Origin of the sequence: Pseudomonas sp. HLMP (assembly GCF_046365545.1) — a bacterium.
GTDB classification, from domain to species: domain Bacteria; phylum Pseudomonadota; class Gammaproteobacteria; order Pseudomonadales; family Pseudomonadaceae; genus Aquipseudomonas; species Aquipseudomonas guariconensis_B.
Genome location: NZ_JBDLLR010000001.1, coordinates 1305110 through 1329581 on the forward strand (window position 1 = coordinate 1305110; position 24472 = coordinate 1329581).

The 24472-nt window shown below is 64.5% G+C and carries 18 protein-coding genes and 1 pseudogene; 16 read left to right on the forward strand and 3 right to left on the reverse strand.

Annotation, left to right across the window (positions count from 1 at the left end):
• Nucleotides 1-13 precede the first annotated feature (13 nt).
• The 4 genes from dgcA (at nucleotide 14) to ABFA30_RS06240 (ending at nucleotide 6236) form a co-directional block, all read left to right on the forward strand.
• Nucleotides 14-2074 carry a dimethylglycine demethylation protein DgcA gene (gene dgcA, locus ABFA30_RS06225; protein WP_410045240.1) on the forward strand — a complete coding sequence of 687 codons (2061 nt, stop codon included), beginning with the start codon at nucleotides 14-16 and terminating at the stop codon, nucleotides 2072-2074.
• 199 nt (nucleotides 2075-2273) lie between these two features.
• Nucleotides 2274-4223 (forward strand): dimethylglycine demethylation protein DgcB, encoded by a 1950-nt coding sequence (gene dgcB / locus ABFA30_RS06230; RefSeq protein ID WP_225786534.1) that lies wholly within the window; start codon nucleotides 2274-2276, stop codon nucleotides 4221-4223.
• Nucleotides 4223-5455: an electron transfer flavoprotein subunit alpha/FixB family protein gene (locus ABFA30_RS06235; protein WP_253081701.1), complete on the forward strand. Its 1233-nt coding sequence runs from the start codon at nucleotides 4223-4225 to the stop codon at nucleotides 5453-5455. The genes dgcB and ABFA30_RS06235 overlap by 1 nt, the downstream gene beginning before the upstream one ends.
• A 10-nt stretch (nucleotides 5456-5465) precedes the next feature.
• Nucleotides 5466-6236: an electron transfer flavoprotein subunit beta/FixA family protein gene (locus ABFA30_RS06240; protein WP_225786532.1), complete on the forward strand. Its 771-nt coding sequence runs from the start codon at nucleotides 5466-5468 to the stop codon at nucleotides 6234-6236.
• A 702-nt stretch (nucleotides 6237-6938) separates the two neighbouring features.
• Here the strand turns inward: ABFA30_RS06240 and gbcA are convergent.
• A complete protein-coding gene (gbcA, locus tag ABFA30_RS06245; protein ID WP_368816518.1) occupies nucleotides 6939-8231 on the reverse strand; it encodes a glycine-betaine demethylase subunit GbcA in 1293 nt (430 codons plus the stop codon).
• Between the two features lie 292 nt (nucleotides 8232-8523).
• Between gbcA and gbcB the strand changes: the two genes are divergently transcribed.
• From gbcB to ABFA30_RS06270, 5 genes and pseudogenes are all read left to right on the forward strand, one after another.
• Nucleotides 8524-9627, forward strand: coding sequence for a glycine-betaine demethylase subunit GbcB (gbcB, locus tag ABFA30_RS06250; protein WP_225786530.1), 1104 nt, complete (start codon nucleotides 8524-8526; stop codon nucleotides 9625-9627).
• Nucleotides 9628-10042: 415 nt separating this feature from the next.
• Nucleotides 10043-10273: a hypothetical protein gene (locus ABFA30_RS06255; protein WP_225786529.1), complete on the forward strand. Its 231-nt coding sequence runs from the start codon at nucleotides 10043-10045 to the stop codon at nucleotides 10271-10273.
• On the forward strand, nucleotides 10270-10572 hold the full coding sequence (locus ABFA30_RS06260; RefSeq protein ID WP_225786528.1) for a cell division protein ZapA: 303 nt from the start codon (nucleotides 10270-10272) through the stop codon (nucleotides 10570-10572). Before ABFA30_RS06255 ends, ABFA30_RS06260 begins: the two co-directional genes overlap by 4 nt.
• Nucleotides 10573-10852: 280 nt before the next feature.
• Nucleotides 10853-11881, forward strand: a pseudogene (locus ABFA30_RS06265) (cache domain-containing protein); the annotation flags it as partial.
• A gap of 135 nt (nucleotides 11882-12016) precedes the next feature.
• Nucleotides 12017-12745, forward strand: a complete 729-nt coding sequence (locus tag ABFA30_RS06270) for a methyl-accepting chemotaxis protein (RefSeq protein ID WP_410046031.1) — start codon at nucleotides 12017-12019, stop codon at nucleotides 12743-12745.
• A 63-nt stretch (nucleotides 12746-12808) separates the two neighbouring features.
• Here the strand turns inward: ABFA30_RS06270 and ABFA30_RS06275 are convergent, their stop codons facing one another.
• Entirely contained in the window at nucleotides 12809-13849 is a 1041-nt protein-coding gene (locus ABFA30_RS06275; protein ID WP_410045241.1) for a low specificity L-threonine aldolase, read from the reverse strand.
• Between the two features lie 269 nt (nucleotides 13850-14118).
• On the opposite strand from ABFA30_RS06275, the gene ABFA30_RS06280 reads away from it, so the two are divergent.
• The 6 genes from ABFA30_RS06280 (at nucleotide 14119) to purU (ending at nucleotide 21682) form a co-directional block, all read left to right on the forward strand.
• A complete protein-coding gene (locus tag ABFA30_RS06280; protein ID WP_410045242.1) occupies nucleotides 14119-15372 on the forward strand; it encodes a serine hydroxymethyltransferase in 1254 nt (417 codons plus the stop codon).
• 15 nt (nucleotides 15373-15387) lie between these two features.
• On the forward strand, nucleotides 15388-16638 hold the full coding sequence (locus ABFA30_RS06285) for a sarcosine oxidase subunit beta family protein (protein ID WP_225786523.1): 1251 nt from the start codon (nucleotides 15388-15390) through the stop codon (nucleotides 16636-16638).
• A 15-nt stretch (nucleotides 16639-16653) separates the two neighbouring features.
• On the forward strand, nucleotides 16654-16989 hold the full coding sequence (locus ABFA30_RS06290) for a sarcosine oxidase subunit delta (protein ID WP_225786522.1): 336 nt from the start codon (nucleotides 16654-16656) through the stop codon (nucleotides 16987-16989).
• The gene (locus ABFA30_RS06295) at nucleotides 16986-20003 is read left to right on the forward strand and encodes a sarcosine oxidase subunit alpha (protein WP_225786521.1); all 3018 of its coding nucleotides are present in this window, start codon (nucleotides 16986-16988) and stop codon (nucleotides 20001-20003) included. The genes ABFA30_RS06290 and ABFA30_RS06295 overlap by 4 nt, the downstream gene beginning before the upstream one ends.
• A 177-nt stretch (nucleotides 20004-20180) precedes the next feature.
• The gene (locus tag ABFA30_RS06300; RefSeq protein ID WP_225786520.1) at nucleotides 20181-20813 is read left to right on the forward strand and encodes a sarcosine oxidase subunit gamma; all 633 of its coding nucleotides are present in this window, start codon (nucleotides 20181-20183) and stop codon (nucleotides 20811-20813) included.
• An 11-nt stretch (nucleotides 20814-20824) separates the two neighbouring features.
• Nucleotides 20825-21682 (forward strand): formyltetrahydrofolate deformylase, encoded by an 858-nt coding sequence (purU, locus tag ABFA30_RS06305; RefSeq protein WP_225786519.1) that lies wholly within the window; start codon nucleotides 20825-20827, stop codon nucleotides 21680-21682.
• A gap of 55 nt (nucleotides 21683-21737) precedes the next feature.
• Here the strand turns inward: purU and ABFA30_RS06310 are convergent, their stop codons facing one another.
• A complete protein-coding gene (locus ABFA30_RS06310) occupies nucleotides 21738-22640 on the reverse strand; it encodes an RHS repeat-associated core domain-containing protein (RefSeq protein ID WP_410045243.1) in 903 nt (300 codons plus the stop codon).
• Between the two features lie 551 nt (nucleotides 22641-23191).
• On the opposite strand from ABFA30_RS06310, the gene fdhA reads away from it, so the two are divergent.
• Nucleotides 23192-24391, forward strand: a complete 1200-nt coding sequence (gene fdhA, locus ABFA30_RS06315; protein ID WP_225786518.1) for a formaldehyde dehydrogenase, glutathione-independent — start codon at nucleotides 23192-23194, stop codon at nucleotides 24389-24391.
• Nucleotides 24392-24472: the final 81 nt, after the last annotated feature.

Genomic DNA, 24472 nt, shown 5'->3' on the forward strand with positions numbered 1-24472 from the left:
CGGAGAGAGCGTCATGGCATTCGAAGCAATGTTCCAGCCGATCCAGATCGGCAAGCTGACCATCCGCAACCGCGTGCTCAGCACCGCGCACGCCGAGGTCTACGCCACCGACGGCGGCATGACCACCGAGCGCTACGTCAAGTACTACGAAGAGAAGGCCAAGGGCGGCATCGGCCTGGCCATCTGCGGCGGTTCGTCGGTGGTGGCCATCGACAGCCCACAGGAGTGGTGGTCGTCGGTGAACCTGTCGACCGACCGGATCATCCCGCACTTCCAGAACCTGGCCGACGCCATGCACAAGCATGGCGCCAAGATCATGATCCAGATTACCCACATGGGCCGGCGCTCGCGCTGGGACGGCTTCAACTGGCCGACCCTGATGTCGCCGTCGGGCATCCGCGAACCCGTGCACCGTGCCACCTGCAAGACCATCGAGGTGGAGGAGATCTGGCGGGTCATCGGCAACTACGCCCAGGCCGCGCGCCGGGCGAAGGAAGGCGGCCTGGACGGCGTCGAGCTGTCGGCGGTGCACCAGCACATGATCGACCAGTTCTGGAGCCCACGGGTCAACAAGCGTACCGACGAATGGGGCGGCAGCTTCGAAGGCCGCATGAAGTTCGGCCTGGAAGTGCTCAAGGCGGTGCGCGCCGAGGTCGGTGACGACTTCTGCGTGGGCATGCGCATCTGCGGCGACGAATTCCACCCCGATGGCCTGAGCCACGAGGACATGAAGGAGATCGCCAAGTACTACGACGCCACCGGCATGCTCGACTTCATCGGCGTGGTCGGCTCGGGCTGCGACACCCACAACACCCTGGCCAACGTCATCCCCAACATGAGCTACCCGCCGGAGCCGTTCCTGCACCTGGCTGCCGGCATCAAGGAAGTGGTCAAGGTCCCGGTGCTGCACGCGCAGAACATCAAGGACCCGAACCAGGCCACGCGCATCCTCGAAGGCGGCTACGTGGACATGGTCGGCATGACCCGCGCGCACATGGCCGACCCGCACCTGATCGCCAAGATCAAGATGGGCCAGGTCGACCAGATCAAGCAATGCGTCGGTGCCAACTACTGCATCGACCGCCAGTACCAGGGCCTGGATGTGCTGTGCATCCAGAACGCCGCGACCTCCCGTGAATACATGGGCGTGCCGCACATCATCGAGAAGTCCACCGGGCCCAAGCGCAAGGTGGTGGTGGTCGGCGCCGGCCCTGCCGGCATGGAGGCGGCCCGCGTGGCGGCCGAGCGCGGCCACGACGTCACCGTGTTCGAGAAGAAGGAGCAGATCGGCGGGCAGATCACCATCGCCGCCAAGGCACCGCAGCGTGACCAGATCGCCGGCATCACCCGCTGGTACCAGCTGGAGTTCGCCCGCCTGAAGGTCGACCTGCGCCTGGGCACCGCGGCGGATGCGCAGACCATCATGGACCTGCGCCCGGACATCGTCGTGCTGGCGGTGGGCGGCCATCCGTTCGTCGAGCAGAACGAGCACTGGGGCGCCGCCGAAGGGCTGGTGGTCAGCAGCTGGGACATCCTCGACGGCAAGGTCGCGCCGGGCAAGAGCGTGCTGGTGTACGACACCATCTGCGAGTTCACCGGCATGTCCACGGCGGACTTTCTGGCCGACAAGGGCTGCCAGGTGGAGATCGTCACCGACGACATCAAGCCGGGTGTGGCCATGGGCGGCACCACCTTCCCGACCTACTACCGCAGCCTCTATCCGAAAGAGGTGATCATGACCGGCGACATGATGCTGGAAAAGGTCTACCGCGAGGGCGACAAGGTGATCGCGGTGCTGGAGAACGAGTACACCGGCGCCAAGGAAGAGCGCGTGCTCGACCAGGTGGTGGTGGAAAACGGCGTGCGGCCGGACGAGGAACTCTACTACGCGCTCAAGGACGGCTCGCGCAACAAGGGCCAGATCGACATCGAGGCGTTGTTCGCCATCCAGCCGCAGCCGATCCTCAGCCAGCCGGGCGAGGGCTACCTGCTGTACCGCATCGGCGACTGCGTGGCCCAGCGTAACGTGCATGCGGCGATCTATGACGCCTTGCGCCTGTGCAAGGATTTCTAGGCTAGCTGCAAGTTTCGAGCGGCAAGCGGCAAGCAGAAGCAGTCCTCATCGCTTCTGCTTGCGGCCATCGCTCCGAGAGTTGCTTGGAAACGATTCTGCGTAACAGCGATGAGCCAGCCGTTGTAAGCAGCCAGCAAGAGCGACTCGGCTTTTTCTTGCGGCTTGCAGCTTGCAGCTCGCAGCTCAAAGGTGCCTAGCGATGTTGAACACCCTTCTACCCATCCTGCTGTTCGCCGCCCTTGGCCTGGCGGTGCTCGGCGCCCTGCGCCGGGTGCGCATGTGGCGGCGTGGCCGGCCGTCCAAGGTCAACCTGATCGGCGGCCTGCTGGCCATGCCGCGACGCTACCTGGTGGACCTGCACCATGTGGTCGAGCGCGACAAGTACATGTCCAAGACCCACGTGGCCACGGCGGGCGGCTTCGTCCTGTCGGCGGTGCTGGCGATCCTGGTGCACGGCTTCGGCCTGCAGAGCAAGATCCTCGGTTACGCCCTGCTGGTGGCCACGGTGATCATGTTCAGTGGCGCCATCTTCGTCTTCAAGCGGCGCCTGGACCCGCCTTCGCGGCTGTCCAAGGGCCCCTGGATGCGCCTGCCCAAGAGCCTGCTGGTGTTCGCCGCGAGCTTCTTCGTCGCCACCTTGCCGGTGGCCGGCATCCTGCCCGAGGGCACGGGCGGCTGGCTGCTGGTGGCGCTGCTCGGCGTGGGCGTGCTGTGGGGCGTGTCGGAGCTGTTCTTCGGCATGACCTGGGGTGGGCCGATGAAGCACGCCTTCGCCGGCGCCCTGCACCTGGCCTGGCACCGCCGCGCCGAGCGCTTCGGCGGTGGCCGCTCCACCGGCCTCAAACCGCTGGACCTGGAAGACCCGAATGCGCCCCTGGGCGTGGAAAAACCGGTGGACTTCACCTGGAACCAGCTGCTGGGCTTCGACGCCTGCGTGCAGTGCGGCAAGTGCGAGGCCATGTGCCCGGCGTTCGCCGCCGGCCAGCCGCTGAACCCGAAGAAGCTGATCCAGGACATGGTCATCGGCCTGGCCGGTGGCACCGACGCCACCTTCGCCGGCAGCCCCTACCCGGGCAAGCCGATCGGCGAGCATGGCGGCCATCCGCACCAGCCGATCGTCAATGGCCTGGTCGATGCCGAGACCCTGTGGTCGTGCACCACCTGCCGCGCCTGCGTCGAGGAGTGCCCGATGATGATCGAGCACGTCGATGCCATCGTCGACATGCGCCGCCACCTCACCCTGGAGAAGGGCGCGACCCCGAACAAGGGCGCCGAGGTGCTGGACAACCTGATCGCCACCGACAACCCCGGCGGTTTCAACCCTGGCGGGCGGATGAACTGGGCGGCCGACCTCAACCTCCAGCTGCTGTCCGAGGTGAAGAACACCGAGGTACTGTTCTGGGTCGGCGATGGTGCCTTCGACATGCGCAACCAGCGCACCCTGCGCGCCTTCGTCAAGGTGCTCAAGGCCTCTGGCGTGGACTTCGCCGTGCTCGGCCTGGAGGAGCGCGACAGCGGTGACGTGGCGCGCCGTCTGGGCGATGAGGCGACCTTCCAGCAATTGGCCCGGCGCAACATCCAGACGCTGAGCAAGTACCGCTTCCAGCGCATCGTCACCTGCGACCCGCACAGCTTCCATGTGCTGAAGAACGAATACGGCGCCCTGGGCGGCGAGTACCAGGTGCAGCACCACAGCACCTACATCGCCGAGCTGATCGCCGCCAACAAGCTCAACCTGGGCCAGCACAAGGGGGGCAGCGTCACCTACCACGACCCGTGCTACCTGGGCCGCTACAACGGCGAATACGAAGCCCCGCGCGAGGTGCTCAAGGCCTTGGGCATCGAGGTCCGCGAGATGCAGCGCTCGGGCTTGCGCTCCCGCTGCTGCGGCGGTGGCGGCGGTGCGCCGATCACCGACATACCGGGCAAGCAGCGTATCCCCGACATGCGCATGGACGACATCCGCGAGACCGAGGCAGAGCTGGTGGCGGTGGGTTGCCCGCAATGCACGGCGATGCTCGAAGGCGTGGTCGAACCCCGCCCGCAGATCAAGGACCTGGCCGAGTTGGTGGCCGACGTGCTGATCGAAGACGACACCCCGGCGACCAAGCCCCAGGTGGCCAAACGTGAACCTGCGGAGGTGCACTGATGAGCGACATCATCCGCCGCGACCCTCGTGCCGAGTGGATCGCACGTAACCGCCTGCACCCGCTGCATGCGGCGATGCAGACCCAGCAGACTAGCTGGATGGGGCCCAACGGCCTCATCCGCAAGAACCCTCATGCGATCGCCGCTGGCTTCATCGGCCCCAGCGGCATCAAGCGCATCGACCGCAGCGGCGCCCAGCAGGGCACCAGCGGTGGGGCGCGGCGCAGTGCTGGTGCCCAGGTGCAACTGCCATTGCACCAGGTCGCGGAGCCGGCGTTCTACATCGCCGTGGTGCCGGACATGGTCGGCGGCCGTCTGGGCAGCCACGACCGCGACCTGCTCGGGCTTGCCCACAGCCTGGCGGGCAGCGACGGCGCGGTGCTGGCTATCGTCTTCGGCGAGCACAAGGAGAGCAACTTTTCCACAGCCGGTGTCGATCGCCTGCTGGTCATCGAGGGCGAGGCGTTCGAAGGTTATGCACCGGAGCAACTGGTGCAGGGCCTGCGCGCTGTGGATAACCAGTTCTCGCCACGTCACTGGCTGTTGCCCGACAGCCGCACCGGTGGTGGCGAACTCGGTCGGCGCCTGGCCGCCGCGCTCGGCGAGCGCCCGGCGACGCGGGTCTGGCAGGTCAAGGACGGCCAGTGCATCGGCCGCGCCGGGGCCGGCCAGCAAGACCTGCAACGTGGCTTGGCGCGGTTGATCCTGGCCGCCGCCGAGTGCGCCGAGCCGGTCAGCGAAACCCGCCACGAGGCACTGCCGGTGGAGTTGTCCACAAGCGTGGCCCGCAGCCTGTCGCGCATCGAGGACCTTGGCCCGGTGGCCGTGGACCCGGCAGCCATCGCCATGGCCGAGGCCGAGTTCATCGTCTCCGGCGGCAACGGGGTCAAGGACTGGGCGCTTTTCCACAAGGCAACCGCTGCGCTCGGCGCCACCGAGGGGGCGTCGCGGGTGGCGGTGGACGACGGTTTCATGCCGCGTAACCGCCAGGTCGGCGCCACGGGTACCTGGGTGACCGCACGGGTCTACGTGGCTGTGGGTATCTCTGGCGCGATCCAGCACCTGCAAGGTATCGGCGCCTGCGACAAGGTGGTGGCAGTGAACATGGACCCAGGCTGCGACATGATCAAACGGGCCGACCTGTCGGTGATTGGCGACAGCTCGGCGATTCTCCAGGCGCTGATCGAGGCTGTGGACAACTACCGCAGCGCCAGCCAGCGCGACGCGGCATAAGGGCACGAGCATGAGTACGAAAGTCATCAGCCTGGTCTCCATCGGCGCCCACCCCAGCTCCGGCCGCACCCGCCGTGCCGAGCAGGATGCCCGTGCGGTGGAGCTGGGCCTGCAACTGGCTGGGGATAACCTGCAGGTGGTACATGCCGGCGATCCCCGGGAAGAGGCCCTGCGTGCCTACCTGGGCATGGGGCTGGATCACCTGGACGTGCTGGAGCAGCCAGCGGGCGCCGATGTGCTGGGCGTGCTCGGTGATTACCTGCGCGAGGCGGGCGCCCAGTTGGTACTGACCGGCAGCCAGGCGGAAACTGGCGAAGGGTCGGGCATGCTGCCGTTCCTCCTGGCCGAGAAGCTGGGTTGGCCACTGGTGGTCGGGCTGGCGGAGGTGGAATCCATCGACAACGGCACTGCGCAGGTATTGCAGGCGCTGCCCCGTGGCCAGCGGCGCCGGTTGAAGGTACGCCTGCCCTTGCTGGCGACTGTGGATAACGCCGCGCCCAAGCCGCGCCAGAGCGCCTTCGGCCCAGCCCGGCGCGGCGTGCTGGCGGCGCGCAATGTCGAGGTGGTGGAGGACGAGCTGCTGGCTGACGCCGAGCTGCAACCGGCCCGGCCACGGCCCAAGCGGCTCAAGGTGATCAAGGCCAAGAGCGGTGCCGACCGCATGAAGGCTGCCACGGCCAAGGCCAGTGGCGGGGGCGGCAAGGTGCTCAAGGACGTTTCTCCACAGGAGGGCGCCGAGGCCATCCTGAAGTTGCTGGTGGAGGAGGGGGTGTTGCGCTAGCCATCCATCCGAACGACCCGAAGCCCGCCCTGCAGGTTATGCAGGGCGGGCTTTTTTACACACCGAATCTGTTCGCCAACCTGTTGATAAAATGTTTGCGCTTCGCTGTAGGCCGCGTGGTTACTGGATTTCAGAGGTTTGTTCAAAATATGATCAGGCCTTGGCTGGGGCGCTCCGTGTCGTTTTGATGTCGACCCGGGGAATATTCCAGGATGTTGCCCACAATCGCTGTTGGTCGCTCTGTGGATAATCTGTTTGGTATACGCTGTAGCCCGCGAATTCATTGGTCTGTATGAAAATGATCAATAAATGATCAATTGACCCTGGAATACCCTTCGGGTGGCCTGCGACAAGGCCTTTGGAGGATTATCCACAAGTCTCGGCGAAGGCTGCCTTATCTTGCTCACAAAGTCTGTTGGTCGGTCTGTGGACAAGATGTTCGGTAATCGCTGTAGGCCAAGTAATCAAAGGCTTACAGCGTTTTGGTCAAAAAGTGATCGACACTTGGCAGTGGCAAGCTGGAGGTTTTTTCACAAATACTGTGCGTCAGCTTGTGGATAAAATGTTGGCCCTTGCCTGCAGGCCTTGGCAGCTCTGGGCTGTATTGAACCTGATCAATAAATGATCGGTCTGGTGAGGCCATGATGCCCGAGGCAAAAAAAAGAGCAGCCTCCCGACTGCCCTCTTTCACTATCCGGCGCCTTACTGCGTCTTCACTTCCTTCAGGTACGGTGCCGGCTCCGCGCCGAGGTTGTTGAGCATCTGCTGGCTGTACCAGTCGATGAAGTTGACCACCCCGAACTCATAGGTCTTGGAGTACGGCCCCGGCTGGTAGGCGGTGGAATTGATGCCACGCTGGTTTTCCTCGGCCAGGCGACGGTCCTGGTCGTTGGTGGCGTCCCACACCTGGCGCATGCGCTCGGGGTCGTAGTCGACACCTTCGACCGCATCCTTGTGCACCAGCCACTTGGTGGTGACCATCGACTCCTGGGCACTGATCGGCCACACGGTGAAGACGATCATGTGGTCGCCCATGCAGTGGTTCCACGAGTGCGGCAGGTGCAGGATGCGCATCGAGCCCAGGTCCGGGTTCTTGATGCGGCCCATCAGCTTCTGGCAGGCCTGCTTGCCGTCCATGGTCATCGACACCGTGCCCTTGAGCAGCGGCATGCGTACGATGCGGTTGCGCAGACCATGGCTCTTGTGCAGGTACGGGATCTTCTCGGCTTCCCAGGCAGCGGCGCAGGCGGCGACGTGGTCCTTGAACGCCTGGTCGGCGCGGGGGTCGTTGGTGTCGTCCCACTCCAGCAGGGTCTTGAGCAGCTCAGGGTGCGAGCCGTTGCAGTGGTAGCACTCGCGGTTGTTCTCCAGCACCAGCTTCCAGTTGGCTTTTTCCATCAAGGTGGTCTGCACCGCCACCTTGGCGTTCTCCATGTCGTACGGCTCCATGTAGTGCTCGAGGGTGGCGAGGAAGTCGTCGATGGGTGGCGGGTTCTCCGACAGGCTGATGAAGATGTAGCCGCCGGCAGTCTTCACGTTGACCGGCTTGAGGCCGTACTGGGACATGTCGAAGTCGACACCCATCTCGGTGCCGGCGAACAGCAGGCGGCCGTCGAGCTCGTAGGTCCACTGGTGGTACGGGCAGACCAGTTTGGCCACCTTGCCCTTGTCGCTGACGCACAGGCGCGAGCCCCGGTGGCGGCAGACGTTGTGGAAGGCATGCACTTTGCCCTCGGCACCCCGCACCACGATGATCGGGTTCTTGCCGATCTGCAGGGTCAGGTAATTGCCCTTGGCGGGAATCTCGCAGGTCATGCCGGCGATCAGCCACTCCTTGTGGAAGATCTCCTGCATGTCGATCTGGAACAGACGCTCGTCGGTGTAGAAAGGCTGGGGGAGCGAGAAGGTGCGCTCGCGGGTCTGCAGCATCTCGGCGGTGGCCTTGCGTGCTGCTTCCAGTGGATCGCCCAGGCTCAGGGTTGCGGTGACGTCCATCGTTTGGTCCTCAGGGCCGAGTACGGCCGGCGAAAGGTGGCTAATCGTTGTTGTTGTGCCGCAAGGCTGTCGTGCAAGAACAGCAGGTTCATTTGCGGTGGAGTGTGCGTTCGAAGCGGTGGGCAACCATATCCATGGGCGACATGGCCGAATCGAATTCCGACGCGCCAGCCCTTGTATCGCGGGGCTGGTCGCGATAAGCACGCCGATGTCGCTGATGGGAATGTACTTCGTCACCGGCTTGCGCATTATCGGAGCCATGAAGGCCGGTAGTCGGCCGCTGGAGATGAACATGTCCGATACCTTCCTCAATCCGGTCACCACCCAGACCTGGGCCAATGGCCGCCACGTCGTGCGCTGCGTCAAGGTCATCCAGGAGACCTGGGACGTGCGCACCTTCTGCTTCATGGCCGACCAGCCGATCATGTTCTTCTTCAAGCCGGGGCAGTTCGTCACTCTGGAGCTGGAGATCGATGGCCGGCAGGTGATGCGCTCCTACACCATCTCCAGTGCGCCCTCGGTGCCCTACAGCTTCTCCATCACGGTCAAGCGCGTGCCGGGCGGCCAGGTCTCCAACTGGCTGCACGAAAACATGCACGAAGGTTTCGAACTGGCGGTGCACGGGCCGGTGGGCCTGTTCAACGCCATCGACTTCCCGGCGCCGAAGGTGCTGTACCTGTCCGGCGGTGTCGGCATCACCCCGGTGATGTCGATGGCCCGCTGGTTCTACGACACCAACGGCAACGTCGACATGGTCTTCGTGCATAGCGCCCGTTCGCCGAAAGACATCATCTATCACCGCGAGCTGGAGCAGATGGCGTCGCGGATCCCCAATTTCAGCCTGCACATCATCTGCGAGAAGCACGGCCTGGGCGAGCCTTGGGCGGGCTACCGTGGCTACCTCAACCAGCGGCTGATGGAACTGATCGCCCCGGACTACCTGGAGCGCGAGATCTTCTGCTGTGGCCCGACGCCCTACATGAATGCCGTCAAGCGCATGCTCGAGGGCGTGGGCTTCGACATGCGCAACTACCACGAGGAGTCGTTCGGCGCGACCCCGCCAGAAGCCAAGGCCGACGCGGTGGAGCATGCCGAGCAGGCCGCCGAGGCGGCCGAGGAGATGGATGTCGCCGACCTCAACCTGGTGGAGTTCATCGGCAGCGAGAAGAGCATCCGCGTCGCGCCGGGCGAGACGGTGCATGCGGCGGCGGCGAAGGTCGGGTTGATGATTCCCAAGGCATGCGGCATGGGCATCTGCGGTACCTGCAAGGTGCTCAAGCTCGGCGGCGAGGTGGAGATGGAGCACAACGGCGGCATCACCGAGGAGGACGAAGCCGAAGGCTACATCCTGTCGTGCTGCAGTGTGCCTAAGGGGGATGTGCGGATCGACTATTGAGCGGCAAGCTACAAGCTGCAAGAGAAAAGCAGGCCGGTGCAGGGCCTAATGCTGTTCACTTAAGTCTGATGTGGCATCGATTGGGGCTGCCTTGCAGCCCTTCGCGGGCAAGCCCGCTCCCACAAGTACGCTGCAAACCTCAAGGAATGCACGATCCTGTGGGAGCGGGCTTGCCCGCGAAGGGCCGCAAGGCGGCCCCAATTGCTTAAGTGAACGGCATTAGGCGCAGGGCCTGCTTTTTTCTTGCAGCTTGCCGCTGCTTTTCCTGACGGGCGGTTGACTCAGGTCGGAACAAGGCGGGGCAGGACCTGTCAATCTGCCCAGGCTAAAGCCTTTCATTTCCGATATTTAATGGCGGGGGTGCGCAGTTTTCTTTATCGTGTGCGCCCTTTGCAACAACCTGAGACAAACCCCCATGTTGGAAGCCTCCCTGAATCAACTCGAGCAACTGGTCAACGACCTGGTGCACAAGAACGCCCAACTGGCCGAGCAGAACGCCGCGCTCAGCCAGGAACTGGCCCAGGCCAAGGAAGAGAACGACAGCCTGCAGCTGTCGCTGATGGAGCAGGAAGAGAAGCACGGCGCCACCGCCGCGCGTATCCAGGCCCTGGTGGAGCGCGCCAGCGCAGGTGTCGTCAACGCATGAGACTGCAAGCGCAGCCGATCAATGTCGTGTCGATCCTCGGCAACGACTATTCGATCAAGGCGCCAGAAGGCCAGGAAGAGACCCTGGCGCAAGCCGTGCGGATGCTCAACGTTTCGCTGGCCGAAACCAAGCGTCAATACCCCACCCTGATCGGTGACAAGCTGCTGGTGCTGGCAGCCCTGAACCTGTGCTCCCGGCAGATCGAACTGCAGCGCGAGCACCAGCAGACCCTCGAACGCACCCAGGCGCAGATCGACGCCACGGTCGATGCCATCGCCCGAACCATCGGCGACCAATAAGCCTTTTGGGGCTGCTTTGCAGCCCATCGCCGGCAAGCCGGCTCCCAGACCGCGCCGCTCTTGAGATCGGCGCCGATACCCCTGTGGGAGCGGCCTTGCGTGGCGAAAGGGGCGCGCAGCGCCCCCAATAGGTTTCAATGCATTGTCCAGGATCACTGGAATAATTGAATACGTAAGTGTATACACTTTTCCCCAGGCGTATTGCGCCACGCTTATTTTCCTGGGGAGGAAGGGCATGCGGATCTGGCGGCGGAGTATCCAGTGGCAGTTGATTGCGAGCATGGGCGCGGCCTTGCTGGCGAGCATCCTGGTGGTAGTGGCGGTGTATACCGCGGCGGTGAATCGCCTGACCGAGCGTTACCTGGTCGATACGGCCCTGCCGGCCAGCATCGAGGCGATTCGCAACGACATCGAGCGCATGCTCGGCCAGCCACTGGTGGCGGCGGCGGACATCGCCGGCAACACCTTGCTGCGCGACTGGCTGGCCGCTGGCGAGAACCCGGCCGAGCTACCCCGCTTCATCGAGTACCTCGAGGCCGCCAGGCAGCGTAACCAGGCTTTCACCGCGCTGTTCGCCGCCACCGGCACTGGTCACTACTACAGCGAGAAGGGCCTGGACCGTACCCTGAGCCGCGACAACCCCAAGGACAGCTGGTTCTACGGCTACATCGACAGTGGCGCCGAGCGGCTGATCAACATCGATGTCGATGGCGCCACGGGTGAAGTGGCGCTGTTCATCGACTACCGCGTGGAAAAGGACGGCCAACTGGTCGGTGTGGCCGGCATGGGGCTGCGCCTGACCGAGCTGTCGCAACTGATCCGCGACTTCAGTTTCGGCGAACACGGCCGGGTGCTCCTGGTGCGCAACGATGGTCTGATCCAGGTCCATCCCCAGCATGAATTCAGCGGCAAGCGCCAGTTGCGCGAACAGCTTGGCGCGGAAGCGGCCAAGGCCGTCCTTGCGGGCGGCGAGGGCCTGCGCAGCGCCCGGTTCAGCCGCGATGGCGAAGACTACCTGGCCCTGGCCCTGCCCCTGCGCGACCTGAACTGGACTTTGGTGGCCGAGGTGCCAGAGGCGCAGATCTACGCCCAGATGCGCGAAGCGGTGTGGTTGACCAGCCTGATCGGCGGGGCCGTGGCCCTGGTCTCGCTGCTGCTGGTGGTGCTGCTGGCGCGCGGGTTGGTGCGGCCGATCCGCCAGGTGACGGCGGCACTGGTGCAGATCGGTAGCGGGGCGGGTGACCTCAGCCACCGCCTGGACGATTCGCGCCAGGATGAACTGGGCGACCTGGCCCGTGGTTTCAACCGTTTCCTCGACAGCCAGCGGGCCTTGATCGGCGAGGTGCTGCGCACCACCGAACGCTTGCACCGCTCGGTGGAGCAGGTGACCTTGGTGGTGGACAACACCGCCGAGCGCTCCGGTCGCCAGCAGGCAATGACCGAGATGGTCGCCACCGCCGTGCACGAGATGGGCCTGACCGTGCAGGACATCGCGCAGAACGCCGGCAATGCCGCCCAGGCCTCGCAGGCGGCGCGCGACGAGGCGTTGCAGGCCCGTGAGGTGGTGAGCCGCTCGATCGACAACATCGAGGGTATGTCCGGGGAGATCGGCCGGGCAGCAGCGGCGGTTGGCCAGTTGGCCGACGAAGTCGCCTCGATCGATGAGGTCTTGGCGGTGATCCGCAGTATTTCAGAGCAAACCAACCTGCTGGCGCTCAACGCTGCCATCGAGGCGGCGCGGGCCGGGGAGATGGGGCGCGGTTTCGCGGTGGTGGCCGATGAGGTGCGCACGCTGGCGCGGCGTACCCAGGTGTCTACCGATGAAGTGCAGCAGATGATCCAGCGGCTCAAGCAGGGCGCCGGCAGCGCGGTGGCCTCGATGCAGGCCGGGCAGCAGGCCACCGGCAGTGGCGTGGAGGCCAGCCAGCGTACCGGAGCCTCACTCGGGGCGATCACCGATCAGGTCGAGCACATCAGCGACATGAACGACCAGGTGGCCACGGCGACCGAGGAGCAGTCGGCGGTGACCGAGGAGATCAACCGTACCGTGCAGGGGATTTCCGACCTGGCGCGGGAGACGGCGGCCGAAGTGCAAGCGTGCCGGGAACAGTGCCAGGCGTTGCGCGGGCTGGCCGATGACCTGGCGCGGCAGATGGGTGGGTTCAGGCTCTGAGGCCCTGGGGCCGCTTTGCGGCCTTGTGTCGCGAAAGGAGTGCGAAGCCCTCCCGGCCATTGATCAGGCGCCGAAGACCGCGCGGATATCCGCCGCCAGCTCCCGCACCCGCGCCTCCTGGGTATCCCACGAGCACATGAACCGCGCCCCACCGCTGCCGATGAAGGTATAGAAGCGCCAGCCCTTGGCCCGCAGGGCCTCCAGCGCCGGCTCCGGCATTTGCAGGAACACCCCGTTGGCTTCCACCGGGAACATCAGCTCCACATCCGGCAGGTCACTCACCAGCGCGGCGAGCAACTGCGCGCAATGATTGGCATGCACGCCATGGCGCAACCAGGCGCCATCCTCCAGCAGCCCGACCCAGGGCGCGGAGAGGAAACGCATCTTCGACGCCAGTTGCCCCGCCTGCTTGCAGCGGTAGTCGAAATCGTCGGCCAGGGCACGGTTGAAGAACAGGATCGCCTCGCCCACCGCCATGCCGTTCTTGGTGCCGCCGAAGCACAGCACGTCGACGCCGGCCTTCCAGGTCAGCTCCGCCGGCGAGCAGCCCAGGAAGGCGCAGGCATTGGAGAAGCGCGCACCGTCCATGTGCAGGTTCAGGCCCAGCGCCTTGCAGGTGCTGCTGATCGCCTTGAGCTCGTCGGGGCGGTAGACCGTGCCCACCTCGGTGGCCTGGGTGATGGTCACCACGCGCGGCTTGGGGTAGTGGATGTCCTGGCGCTTGAGCGCCACCTCGCGAATCGAGTCCGGGATCAGCTTGCCCTCGACGCTGCGCGCGGTGAGCAGCTTGGAGCCGTTGGAGAAGAACTCCGGCGCGCCGCATTCGTCGGTCTCGACGTGGGCCGTCTCGGAGCAGATCACGCTGTGGTAGCTCTGGCACAGGGAGGCCAGGGCCAGGGAGTTGGCTGCCGTGCCGTTGAAGGCGAAGAACACCTCGCAGTCGGTTTCGAACAGTTGGCGGAAATGGTCGGCGGCGCGCTCGGTCCATTGGTCGTCGCCATAGGCGCGCTCGTGGCCGCGGTTGGCCTTTTCCATCGCGGCCCAGGCTTCGGGGCAGATGCCGGAATAGTTGTCGCTGGCGAATTGTTGGCTGTTGTCTGTCATGACACCTGTCCTGTGAACGACGCAGACCAGCACTCTAAACCATCGCTTCGGAAGATGCCTATACAAGCTGGTCCCTGGTGGTGCCAGGCCTGCCCGCGAAGAAGATTGCACGGGGCGGGGCCATCGCACAGGCCGGTGGCGAATGTCGTAAACGCGCCATTGCAAGGCGTGCGCAGGCATCTGGGTCCCCCGTCCCGGTCATAACATCGCCGCAAAGGGTGAGAAGACCCTCATCAGACAAGAAACGATCGCTGCCAGGAGACAACAAGATGTTCAGCAAGCAAGACCAGATCCAGGGTTACGACGACGCACTGCTGGCGGCGATGAATGCCGAAGAACAGCGCCAGGAAGATCACATCGAGCTGATCGCCTCGGAGAACTACACCAGCAAGCGCGTGATGCAGGCCCAGGGCAGCGGCCTGACCAACAAATACGCCGAAGGCTACCCGGGCAAGCGCTACTACGGTGGCTGCGAGCACGTCGACAAGGTCGAGCAACTGGCCATCGACCGCGCCAAGCAACTGTTCGGTGCCGACTACGCCAACGTCCAGCCGCACTCCGGCTCCTCGGCCAACGCCGCGGTGTACCTGGCCCTGCTGCAGGCCGGCGACACCATCCTGGGCATGAGCCTGGCCCACGGCGGCCACCTGACCCACGGCGCCAAGGTGTCTTCCTCGGGCAAGCTGTACAACGCCGTGCAGTACGGTATCGATACCAACACCGGCCTGATCGACTACGACGAAGTCGAGCGCCTGGCCGTCGAGCACAAGCCGAAGATGATCGTCGCCGGCTTCTCCGCCTACTCCAAGACCCTCGACTTCCCGCGCTTCCGTGAAATCGCCGACAAGGTCGGGGCGCTGCTGTTCGTCGACATGGCCCACGTCGCCGGCCTGGTCGCCGCTGGCCTGTACCCCAACCCGATCCCGTTCGCCGACGTGGTCACCACCACCACCCACAAGACCCTGCGTGGCCCGCGAGGCGGCCTGATCCTGGCGCGCAAGAACGAAGAGATCGAGAAGAAGCTCAACGCTGCCGTGTTCCCGGGCGCCCAGGGCGGCCCGCTGATGCACGTCATCGCCGCCAAGGCCGTGTGCTTCAAGGAAGCCCTGGAGCCTGAATTCAAGGCCTACCAGCAGCAGGTCATCGACAACGCCCAGGCCATGGCCCAGGTCTTCGTCGAGCGCGGCTACGACGTGGTTTCCGGCGGCACCGACAACCACCTGTTCCTGGTCAGCCTGATCCGCCAGGGCCTGACCGGTAAGGACGCCGACGCCGCCCTCGGCCGCGCCCACATCACCGTCAACAAGAACGCCGTGCCCAACGACCCGCAGTCGCCGTTCGTCACCTCGGGCCTGCGCATCGGCACCCCGGCCGTCACCACCCGTGGCTTCAAGGTCGCCCAGTGCGTGGCCCTGGCCGGCTGGATCTGCGACGTGCTGGACAACCTGGGCGACGCCGACGTCGAAGCCGATGTCGCCAAGAACGTCGCGGCCCTGTGCGCCGACTTCCCGGTCTACCGCTGAGTGGAGTAACCAACCATGCAACGTTATTCAGGCTTCGGCCTCTTCAAGCACTCCCTCAGCCACCACGAGAACTGGCAGCGCATGTGGCGCACGCCAACGCCTAAGAAGGTCTACGACGTGGTCATCGTCGGCGGTGGCGGCCATGGCCTGGCCACGGCCTACTACCTGGCCAAGGAGCACGGCATCACCAACGTGGCCGTGGTCGAGAAAGGCTGGCTGGGCGGCGGCAACACCGCCCGCAACACCACCATCGTGCGTTCCAACTACCTGTGGGACGAGTCGGCGCACCTGTACGAGCACGCCATGAAGCTGTGGGAGGGCCTGTCCCAGGACCTCAACTACAACGTGATGTTCTCCCAGCGTGGGGTCTACAACCTGTGCCACACCCTGCAGGACATGCGTGACTCCGAGCGCCGGGTCAGTGCCAACCGCCTCAACGGCGTGGACGGCGAACTGCTGAACACCGCCCAGGTGGCGGCAGAGATCCCGTACCTGGATTGCTCGAAGAACACCCGCTACCCGATCCTCGGCGCCACCGTGCAGCGCCGTGGCGGCGTGGCCCGCCACGACGCCGTGGCCTGGGGCTTCGCCCGTGCCGCCGACGCCCTGGGCGTGGACCTGATCCAGCAGACCGAGGTCATTGGTTTCCGTAAGGAAAACGGCGCGGTGATCGGCGTGGAAACCAACAAGGGCTTCATCGGCGCCAAGCGCGTCGGTGTGGTCACCGCCGGTAACTCCGGGCACATGGCGCGCCTGGCAGGCTTTCGCCTGCCGCTCGAATCGCACCCGCTGCAGGCGCTGGTGTCCGAGCCGATCAAGCCGATCATCGACAGCGTGATCATGTCCAACGCCGTCCACGGCTACATCAGCCAGTCGGACAAGGGCGACCTGGTCATCGGCGCCGGTATCGACGGCTGGGTCGGCTACGGCCAGCGCGGCTCCTACCCGATCATCGAGCACACCCTGCAGGCGATCGTCGAGATGTTCCCGAACCTCTCGCGCGTACGCATGAACCGGCAGTGGGGCGGCATCGTCGACACCACCCCGGACGCCTGCCCAATCATCTCCAAGACCCCGGTCAAGAACATGTTCTTCAACTGCGGTTGGGGCACGGGCGGCTTCAAGGCCACCCCGGGCTCGGGCAACGTCTTCGCCGCGAGCCTGGCCAAGGGCGAGATGCACCCGCTGGCCGCACCTTTCTCCATCGACCGTTTCTACAACGGCGCGCTGATCGACGAACACGGCGCTGCGGCCGTCGCCCACTAATCGGAGACAATCGTCATGTTGCAAATCTTCTGTCCCCACTGCGGCGAGCTGCGCTCCGAAGAAGAGTTCCACGCCTCTGGCCAGGCGCACATCGCCCGCCCGCTGGACCCGGCCGCTTGCTCCGACGAGGAGTGGGGCACCTACATGTTCTTCCGTGACAACCCGCGCGGCATCCACCACGAGCTGTGGGACCACGTCGCCGGTTGCCGCCAGTACTTCAACGTCACCCGTGACACCGTGACCTACGAGATCCTGGAAACCTACAAGATCGGCGAGCAGCCGCAGGTGACCGCCAGCGGCAAGCCGAGCAACGCACCGTCGACCGTCAAAGGCCAAGGGGAAAAAGTATGAGCCAGACCTATCGCCTCGCCAGCGGCGGTCGCATCGATCGCAGCAAGGTCCTGAACTTCACCTTCAACGGCAAGACCTACCAGGGCTATGCCGGTGACACCTTGGCCGCCGCATTGCTGGCCAACGGTGTCGACATCGTCGGCCGCAGCTTCAAGTACTCGCGTCCGCGCGGCATCATCGCCGCCGGTACCGAAGAGCCGAACGCCATCCTGCAGGTCGGCTCCAGCGAAGCCACCCAGATCCCCAACGTGCGTGCCACCCAACAGGCACTGTACGCAGGCCTGGTGGCCACCAGCACCAACGGCTGGCCGAACGTCAACAACGACGTCATGGGCATCATCGGCAAGGTCGGCGGCAGCATGATGCCGCCCGGGTTCTACTACAAGACCTTCATGTATCCCAAGTCGTTCTGGATGACCTACGAGAAGTACATCCGCAAGGCGGCAGGCCTGGGCCGTGCGCCGCTGCAGAACGATCCGGACAGCTACGACTACATGAACCAGCACTGCGACGTGCTGATCGTCGGTGCTGGCCCTGCCGGCCTGGCTGCCGCCCTGGCCGCGGCACGCAGCGGTGCCCGCGTGATCCTCGCCGACGAACAGGAAGAGTTCGGTGGCAGCCTGCTCGACAGCCGCGAGACCCTCGACGGCAAGCCTGCGGCCGAATGGGTGGCTGCGGTGGTCGCCGAGCTGGAAGGCCTGCCGGAAGTGACCCTGCTGCCGCGTGCCACGGTCAACGGTTACCACGACCACAACTTCCTGACCATCCACGAGCGCCTGACCGACCACCTCGGCGACCGCGCCCCGATCGGCCAGGTACGCCACCGTGTGCATCGCGTTCGCGCCAAGCGCGTGGTGCTGGCCGCCGGCGCCCACGAGCGTCCGCTGGTGTATGGCAACAACGATGTGCCGGGCAACATGCTGGCAGGCGCCGTTTCCACCTACGTGCGCCGCTATGGCGTGGCCCCGGGCCGCAAGCTGGTGCTGTCGACCAACAACGACCACGCCTACCGCGCCGCCCTGGACTGGCACGACGCCGGCCTGCAGGTGGTCGCCATCGCCGACGCCCGCCATAACCCACGTGGCTCGCTGGTCGAGGAAGCGCGTGCCAAGGGTATCCGCATCCTGACCTCCAGTGCGGTGATCGAGGCCCGTGGCAGCAAGCACGTGACCGGCGCCCGCGTGGCCGCCATCGACGTGCAGGCGCACAAGGTCACAAGCCCAGGCGAAGTGCTCGAGTGCGACCTGATCGCCACCTCCGGCGGCTACAGCCCTATTGTCCACCTGGCTTCGCACCTGGGCGGCCGCCCGGTGTGGCGTGAAGACATCCTCGGCTTCGTGCCGGGCGATGCACCGCAGAAACGTGTGTGTGTCGGCGGCGTCAATGGCGTCTACGCACTCGGCGACGTGATCGCCGATGGTTTCGAGGGTGGTGTCCAGGCGGCGACCGAGGCCGGCTTCAAGGCCACCGTCGGCACCCTGCCAAAAACCGTGGCGCGCAAGGAAGAGGCCACCGTGGCGCTGTTCCAGGTGCCCCACGACAAGGGCACCAACCGTGCGCCCAAGCAGTTCGTCGACCAGCAGAACGACGTTACCGCCGCCGGTATCGAGCTGGCCACCCGCGAAGGCTTCGAGTCGGTCGAGCACGTCAAGCGCTACACCGCGCTGGGCTTCGGTACCGACCAGGGCAAGCTGGGCAACATCAACGGCCTGGCCATCGCCGCCCGTTCGCTGGGCATCAGCATCCCGGAAATGGGTACCACCATGTTCCGCCCCAACTACACGCCGGTGACCTTCGGCGCGGTAGCGGGCCGGCACTGCGGCCACCTGTTCGAGCCTGTGCGCTTCACCGCCCTGCATGCCTGGCACGTGAAAAACGGCGCCGAGTTCGAGGACGTCGGCCAGTGGAAGCGTCCGTGGTACTTCCCCAAGCCGGGCGAGGACATCCACGCCGCCGTGGCCCGCGAGTGCAAGGCCGTGCGTGACAGCGTCGGCCTGCTCGACGCCTCGACCCTGGGCAAGATCGACATCCAGGGCCCGGATGCCCGCGAGTTCCTCAACCGCGTGTACACCAACGCCTGGACCAAGCTCGACGTGGGCAAGGCCCGCTACGGCCTGATGTGCAAGGAAGACGGCATGGTCTTCGACGACGGCGTGACCGCCTGCGTCGGCGACAACCACTTCATCATGACCACCACCACCGGCGGCGCGGCTCGCGTGCTGCAGTGGCTGGAGCTGTACCACCAGACCGAATGGCCGGAACTGAAGGTGTACTTCACCTCGGTCACCGACCACTGGGCGACCATGACCCTGTCCGGCCCCAACAGCCGCAAGCTGCTGGCCGAGCTGACCGACATCGACCTGGACAAGGAAGCCTTCCCGTTCATGAGCTGGAAGGAAGGCCTGGTCGGCGGCGTGCCGGCGCGGGTGTTCCGTATCTCGTTCACCGGTGAGCTGTCGTACGAGATCAACGTGCAAGCCAACTACGCCATGGGCGTGCTGGAGCAGATCGTCGAGGCGGGCAAACAGTACAACCTGACCCCGTACGGCACCGAGACCATGCACGTGCTGCGGGCCGAGAAGGGCTTCATCATCGTTGGCCAGGACACCGACGGCTCGATGACCCCGGACGACCTCAACATGAGCTGGTGCGTCGGGCGCAACAAGCCGTTCTCCTGGATCGGCCTGCGCGGCATGAACCGCGAGGACTGCGTGCGCGAGAACCGCAAGCAACTGGTGGGCCTCAAGCCGGTCGACCCGAACGTGTGGCTGCCCGAGGGTGCCCAGTTGGTGTTCGATCCGAAGCAGCCGATCCCGATGGACATGGTCGGCCACGTCACCTCCAGCTACAAGGCCAACTCCCTGGGCTATTCGTTCGCCATGGGCGTGGTCAAGGGCGGCCTCAAGCGCATGGGCGAGCGGGTGTACTCGCCGCAGGCAGACGGCAGCGTGATCGAGGCGGAGATCGTGTCTTCGGTGTTCTTCGATCCGAAGGGTGAGCGGCAGAACGTTTGACTCCGAGCCCTGTGGTGAGCCTGCTGGCCCCATCGCCGGCAAGCCGGCTCCCACAGGATCGATGCAGGCCGAGGGGCGATGCTGTACCTGTGGGCGCTGGCGTGCCAGCGATAGGGCCAGAACATCCACCTCAGAGGCTCATCGTTTCGACGAACAAGAATTCAAGGCAGGTAAGAAATGAGCGCTATCAACGTCTTCCAGCAAAACCCCGGCGCCGACGCGCGGGCCGAGTCGCCACTGCACCACGCCGACCTGGCCAGCCTGGTCGGCAAGGGCCGCAAGAACGCAGGCGTGACCCTGCGCGAGAAGAAATTCCTCGGCCACCTGACCATTCGTGGCGATGGCCACGACCCGGCCTTCGCCAGCGGTGTGCACAAGGCCCTGGGCCTGGAGCTGCCGGTGGCCCTGACCGTGGTCGCCAACGAGCAGATGTCGTTGCAGTGGATGGGCCCGGACGAGTGGCTGCTGATCGTTCCCGGCGGCCAGGAGTTCGCCGTCGAGCAGAAACTGCGCGCAGCCCTCGAGGGCCAGCATGTCCAGGTGGTCAACGTCAGCGGCGGGCAGACCCTGCTCGAGCTGCGCGGTCCCAATGTGCGCGAGGTGCTGATGAAGTCCACCAGCTATGATGTGCACCCGAACAACTTCCCGGTCGGCAAGGCCGTCGGCACCGTGTTCGCCAAGTCGCAACTGGTGATCCGCCGCACAGCCGAAGACACCTGGGAGCTGGTGATCCGCCGCAGCTTCGCCGACTACTGGTGGCTGTGGCTGCAGGACGCTTCGGCCGAGTACGGCCTGGCGATCGAGGCATAAGGAGAATACGCATGAGTCGGGCACCGGACACCTGGATCCTCACCGCCGACTGCCCGAGCATGCTCGGCACCGTCGACGTGGTCACCCGCTACCTCTTCGAGCAGCGTTGCTACGTCACGGAGCATCACTCCTTCGACGACCGGCTGTCGGGGCGGTTCTTCATCCGCGTCGAGTTCCGCCAGCCGGACGACTTCGACGAGGCCGGTTTCCGTGCAGGCCTTGCCGAGCGCAGCGATGCGTTCGGCATGACGTTCGAGCTGACCGCGCCGAATCACCGCCCCAAGGTGGTGATCATGGTGTCCAAGGCTGACCATTGCCTGAACGACCTGCTGTACCGCCAGCGCATCGGCCAGCTGGCCATGGACGTGGTCGCGGTGATCTCCAACCACCCCGACCTCGAGCCCCTGGCCCACTGGCACAAGATTCCCTATTACCACTTCGCCCTCGACCCCAAGGACAAGCCCGCCCAGGAGCGCAAGGTGCTCCAGGTGATCGAGGAGACTGGCGCCGAGCTGGTGATCCTCGCCCGCTACATGCAGGTGCTTTCGCCCGAGCTGTGCCGGCGCCTGGATGGCTGGGCGATCAACATCCACCACTCCCTGCTGCCGGGCTTCAAGGGTGCCAAGCCCTACCACCAGGCTTACAACAAGGGCGTGAAGATGGTCGGCGCCACCGCCCACTACATCAACAACGACCTCGACGAAGGGCCGATCATCGCCCAGGGCGTCGAGACCGTGGACCACAGCCACTACCCCGAGGATTTGATCGCCAAGGGGCGGGACATCGAATGCCTGACCCTGGCGCGGGCGGTGGGCTATCACATCGAGCGGCGGGTGTTCCTGAACGCCAATCGGACCGTGGTGCTGTAGTGGGAGGTGGGGTCAATTACCAGCTTCGCCATATCCTCGGCTACGCGCCGGCGTGTTACTGACGGATATTGTCCCGGGACTGATTTGGCGGGGGCGTGATCTTACGCTCCGCCAGATTGAACGTGTTCAGATAAGCGCGCACAGGATCGGGTGCTGTTTCGATTCTCGCGGCTATCTGGCTTTCCAACCGCTGACGTGCTTCCAGCGGCCGGATGCCAGGCGTGGTCCCTTCGGTGAGGGGGGCCAGCCCCTCGAATTCTTTCGAATTCATGAACCGACCAAGATTGCGCATGGACCTTTGAGCAATGAGCGGTTCCAGCTCTGGTATGGCGACCGCCAAGCGTTGAATGTCATTCCCGGGGAGGCGGTCCATTACATTGAAGAATAAGTTTTCTTCATGTGAGGCTAGCTGTTGAGGAATGTTTATTTTTCTTTGTTGGCTGCGAGGTCTTGGCGATGGCCTGGGTGGCGTCCGGTGTCCGCGATTCCGAATGGGGACGCCCACGTGCCCAGTTGGATCATTCCTGTTCACGGGGTCGCCATTGCAGTAGCTATATGAATTTACACCCCCTTTGCCGAAAGGGCTGTATGTATCGGCGGAGAGGAAACGCATCAATCTTGGGCTGTAGGCCCGATGTCCATTGCCCAGTAAATACGTTTCTGACCAACGGTCCAACCACTCGCCATTGAAAGCAGCCAATCTTGGTTCGGCTCTAGAAAATGCACAGTGTCCGTGGGGTGCATAGACCATCGTCGTTGTGGCGTGTGGCCCTAGGTATTGCAACACGGAAGTACTGGCATCTATTGCCAGCAGCGCTGTCTCTTGCGTCACGTTAGGGTGTCGAAGCGCTAATGGAAAATCGGGCGTTCTGAAAAATGAGTATTGATGCACCTGGCTGAGGATGAGTGCAAGCGAGTTCCTCTGATAAAAAATGAGTTCGGTTACTTCAGCGCTCATTCCTCAGGCCTCCGGCAAAGCACGATGTACGTTAGCACCAGTATTCGATCTGGCACCTTGCCCGACAACTGGTAGAAATGATGGGTATGCCCACTGATGAGCCGCTTGTCATCGTCCCATGGGCTCAACTCCCCTGTCGAAATCGCCAAAAGACCGGTGAGAACGCCAAGCGCCTGTGGCTTTCCAAAACCTGGCCCGAGGGAGGCTTGCCCTGCAATCCGGCGCGTCCGCATCGTCGATCAAGCGCTGCGGGGGTTCAGTCTCGGTCGATGAGCAGAGGAACTCCACACGCTTGTGGTGCGCAGATGACGGCATCTCCTTGAATGCCAGGCTCTGCATGCGTCAGCGTCAACGAGCTGTGACCAAGCTTAGAGGCGCCTCCATGACATGCTGCGATGCGCTGCCGTAAACAGGCAAACCCCTGTCGCTTCCAGTCACCGCGATACTCCCTATCAGGCCCACAATTCCTCCATTCCAGTAACACATGCCGCCCAAGGATGGCGGCGCTTTCCACCACCGCTGCATAAATACAAATCAAGCGAGGTAAGAGCATGTCTGGTAATCGTGGAGTGGTGTATCTCGGCGCCGGCAAGGTCGAGGTACAGAAGATCGACTACCCCAAAATGCAGGACCCACGCGGCAAGAAGATCGAGCACGGCGTGATCCTCAAGGTGGTCTCCACCAATATCTGCGGCTCCGACCAGCACATGGTCCGTGGCCGCACCACCGCCCAGGTCGGCCTGGTCCTCGGCCACGAGATCACTGGTGAGGTGATCGAGAAGGGCCGTGACGTGGAACACTTGCAGATCGGCGACCTGGTCTCCGTGCCATTCAACGTGGCCTGCGGCCGTTGCCGCTCCTGCAAGGAAATGCACACCGGCGTTTGCCTGACTGTCAACCCGGCCCGCGCTGGCGGCGCCTACGGCTATGTCGACATGGGCGACTGGACCGGTGGCCAGGCCGAGTACGTGCTGGTGCCGTACGCCGACTTCAACCTGCTGAAGCTGCCAAACCGCGACAAGGCCATGGAGAAGATCCGTGACCTGACCTGCCTCTCCGACATCCTGCCCACTGGCTACCACGGCGCCGTCACGGCGGGCGTTGGCCCGGGCAGCACCGTGTACGTCGCCGGTGCCGGCCCGGTCGGCCTGGCGGCCGCTGCCTCGGCTCGCCTGCTGGGCGCGGCCTGCGTCATCGTTGGCGACCTGAACCCGGCCCGCCTGGCCCATGCCAAGGCCCAGGGGTTCGAGGTGGTCGACCTGTCCAAGGACACCCCGCTGCACGAGCAGATCGCCGACCTGCTGGGCGAGCCGGAAGTGGACTGCGCGGTCGATGCCGTGGGCTTCGAAGCTCGTGGCCATGGCCATGAAGGTGCCAAGCACGAGGCGCCGGCTACCGTGCTCAACTCGCTGATGCAGGTGACCCGCGTGGCCGGCAAGATCGGTATTCCGGGGCTGTACGTCACCGAAGACCCGGGCGCGGTGGATGCGGCGGCCAAGATCGGCTCGCTGAGCATTCGCTTTGGTCTGGGTTGGGCGAAGTCGCATAGCTTCCACACTGGGCAAACCCCGGTGATGAAGTACAACCGCCAGCTGATGCAGGCGATCATGTGGGATCGCATCAATATCGCCGAGGTGGTCGGGGTGCAGGTGATCAGCCTGGATCAGGCACCGGAAGGGTATGGCGAGTTCGATGCGGGTGTGCCGAAGAAGTTTGTGATCGATCCGCACAAGACGTTCAGCGCGGCTTGATCACAACAAGCATGAAGGAGCCCCGTTTCGGGGCTCTTTTGCATCCGAGCCATAGGAAGCATCTCGAATGCAAGGGATTAT

Bases quoted from the DNA above. Each gene is read 5' to 3' on its own strand.
- dgcA (WP_410045240.1), top strand. From the start codon at position 14: ATGGCATTCGAAGCAATGTTCCAGCCGATCCAGATCGGCAAGCTGACC.
- dgcB (WP_225786534.1), top strand. From the start codon at position 2,274: ATGTTGAACACCCTTCTACCCATCCTGCTGTTCGCCGCCCTTGGCCTG.
- ABFA30_RS06235 (WP_253081701.1), top strand. From the start codon at position 4,223: ATGAGCGACATCATCCGCCGCGACCCTCGTGCCGAGTGGATCGCACGT.
- ABFA30_RS06240 (WP_225786532.1), top strand. From the start codon at position 5,466: ATGAGTACGAAAGTCATCAGCCTGGTCTCCATCGGCGCCCACCCCAGC.
- gbcA (WP_368816518.1), bottom strand. From the start codon at position 8,231: ATGGACGTCACCGCAACCCTGAGCCTGGGCGATCCACTGGAAGCAGCA.
- gbcB (WP_225786530.1), top strand. From the start codon at position 8,524: ATGTCCGATACCTTCCTCAATCCGGTCACCACCCAGACCTGGGCCAAT.
- ABFA30_RS06255 (WP_225786529.1), top strand. From the start codon at position 10,043: ATGTTGGAAGCCTCCCTGAATCAACTCGAGCAACTGGTCAACGACCTG.
- ABFA30_RS06260 (WP_225786528.1), top strand. From the start codon at position 10,270: ATGAGACTGCAAGCGCAGCCGATCAATGTCGTGTCGATCCTCGGCAAC.
- ABFA30_RS06270 (WP_410046031.1), top strand. From the start codon at position 12,017: ATGGTCGCCACCGCCGTGCACGAGATGGGCCTGACCGTGCAGGACATC.
- ABFA30_RS06275 (WP_410045241.1), bottom strand. From the start codon at position 13,849: ATGACAGACAACAGCCAACAATTCGCCAGCGACAACTATTCCGGCATC.
- ABFA30_RS06280 (WP_410045242.1), top strand. From the start codon at position 14,119: ATGTTCAGCAAGCAAGACCAGATCCAGGGTTACGACGACGCACTGCTG.
- ABFA30_RS06285 (WP_225786523.1), top strand. From the start codon at position 15,388: ATGCAACGTTATTCAGGCTTCGGCCTCTTCAAGCACTCCCTCAGCCAC.
- ABFA30_RS06290 (WP_225786522.1), top strand. From the start codon at position 16,654: ATGTTGCAAATCTTCTGTCCCCACTGCGGCGAGCTGCGCTCCGAAGAA.
- ABFA30_RS06295 (WP_225786521.1), top strand. From the start codon at position 16,986: ATGAGCCAGACCTATCGCCTCGCCAGCGGCGGTCGCATCGATCGCAGC.
- ABFA30_RS06300 (WP_225786520.1), top strand. From the start codon at position 20,181: ATGAGCGCTATCAACGTCTTCCAGCAAAACCCCGGCGCCGACGCGCGG.
- purU (WP_225786519.1), top strand. From the start codon at position 20,825: ATGAGTCGGGCACCGGACACCTGGATCCTCACCGCCGACTGCCCGAGC.
- ABFA30_RS06310 (WP_410045243.1), bottom strand. From the start codon at position 22,640: ATGAGCGCTGAAGTAACCGAACTCATTTTTTATCAGAGGAACTCGCTT.
- fdhA (WP_225786518.1), top strand. From the start codon at position 23,192: ATGTCTGGTAATCGTGGAGTGGTGTATCTCGGCGCCGGCAAGGTCGAG.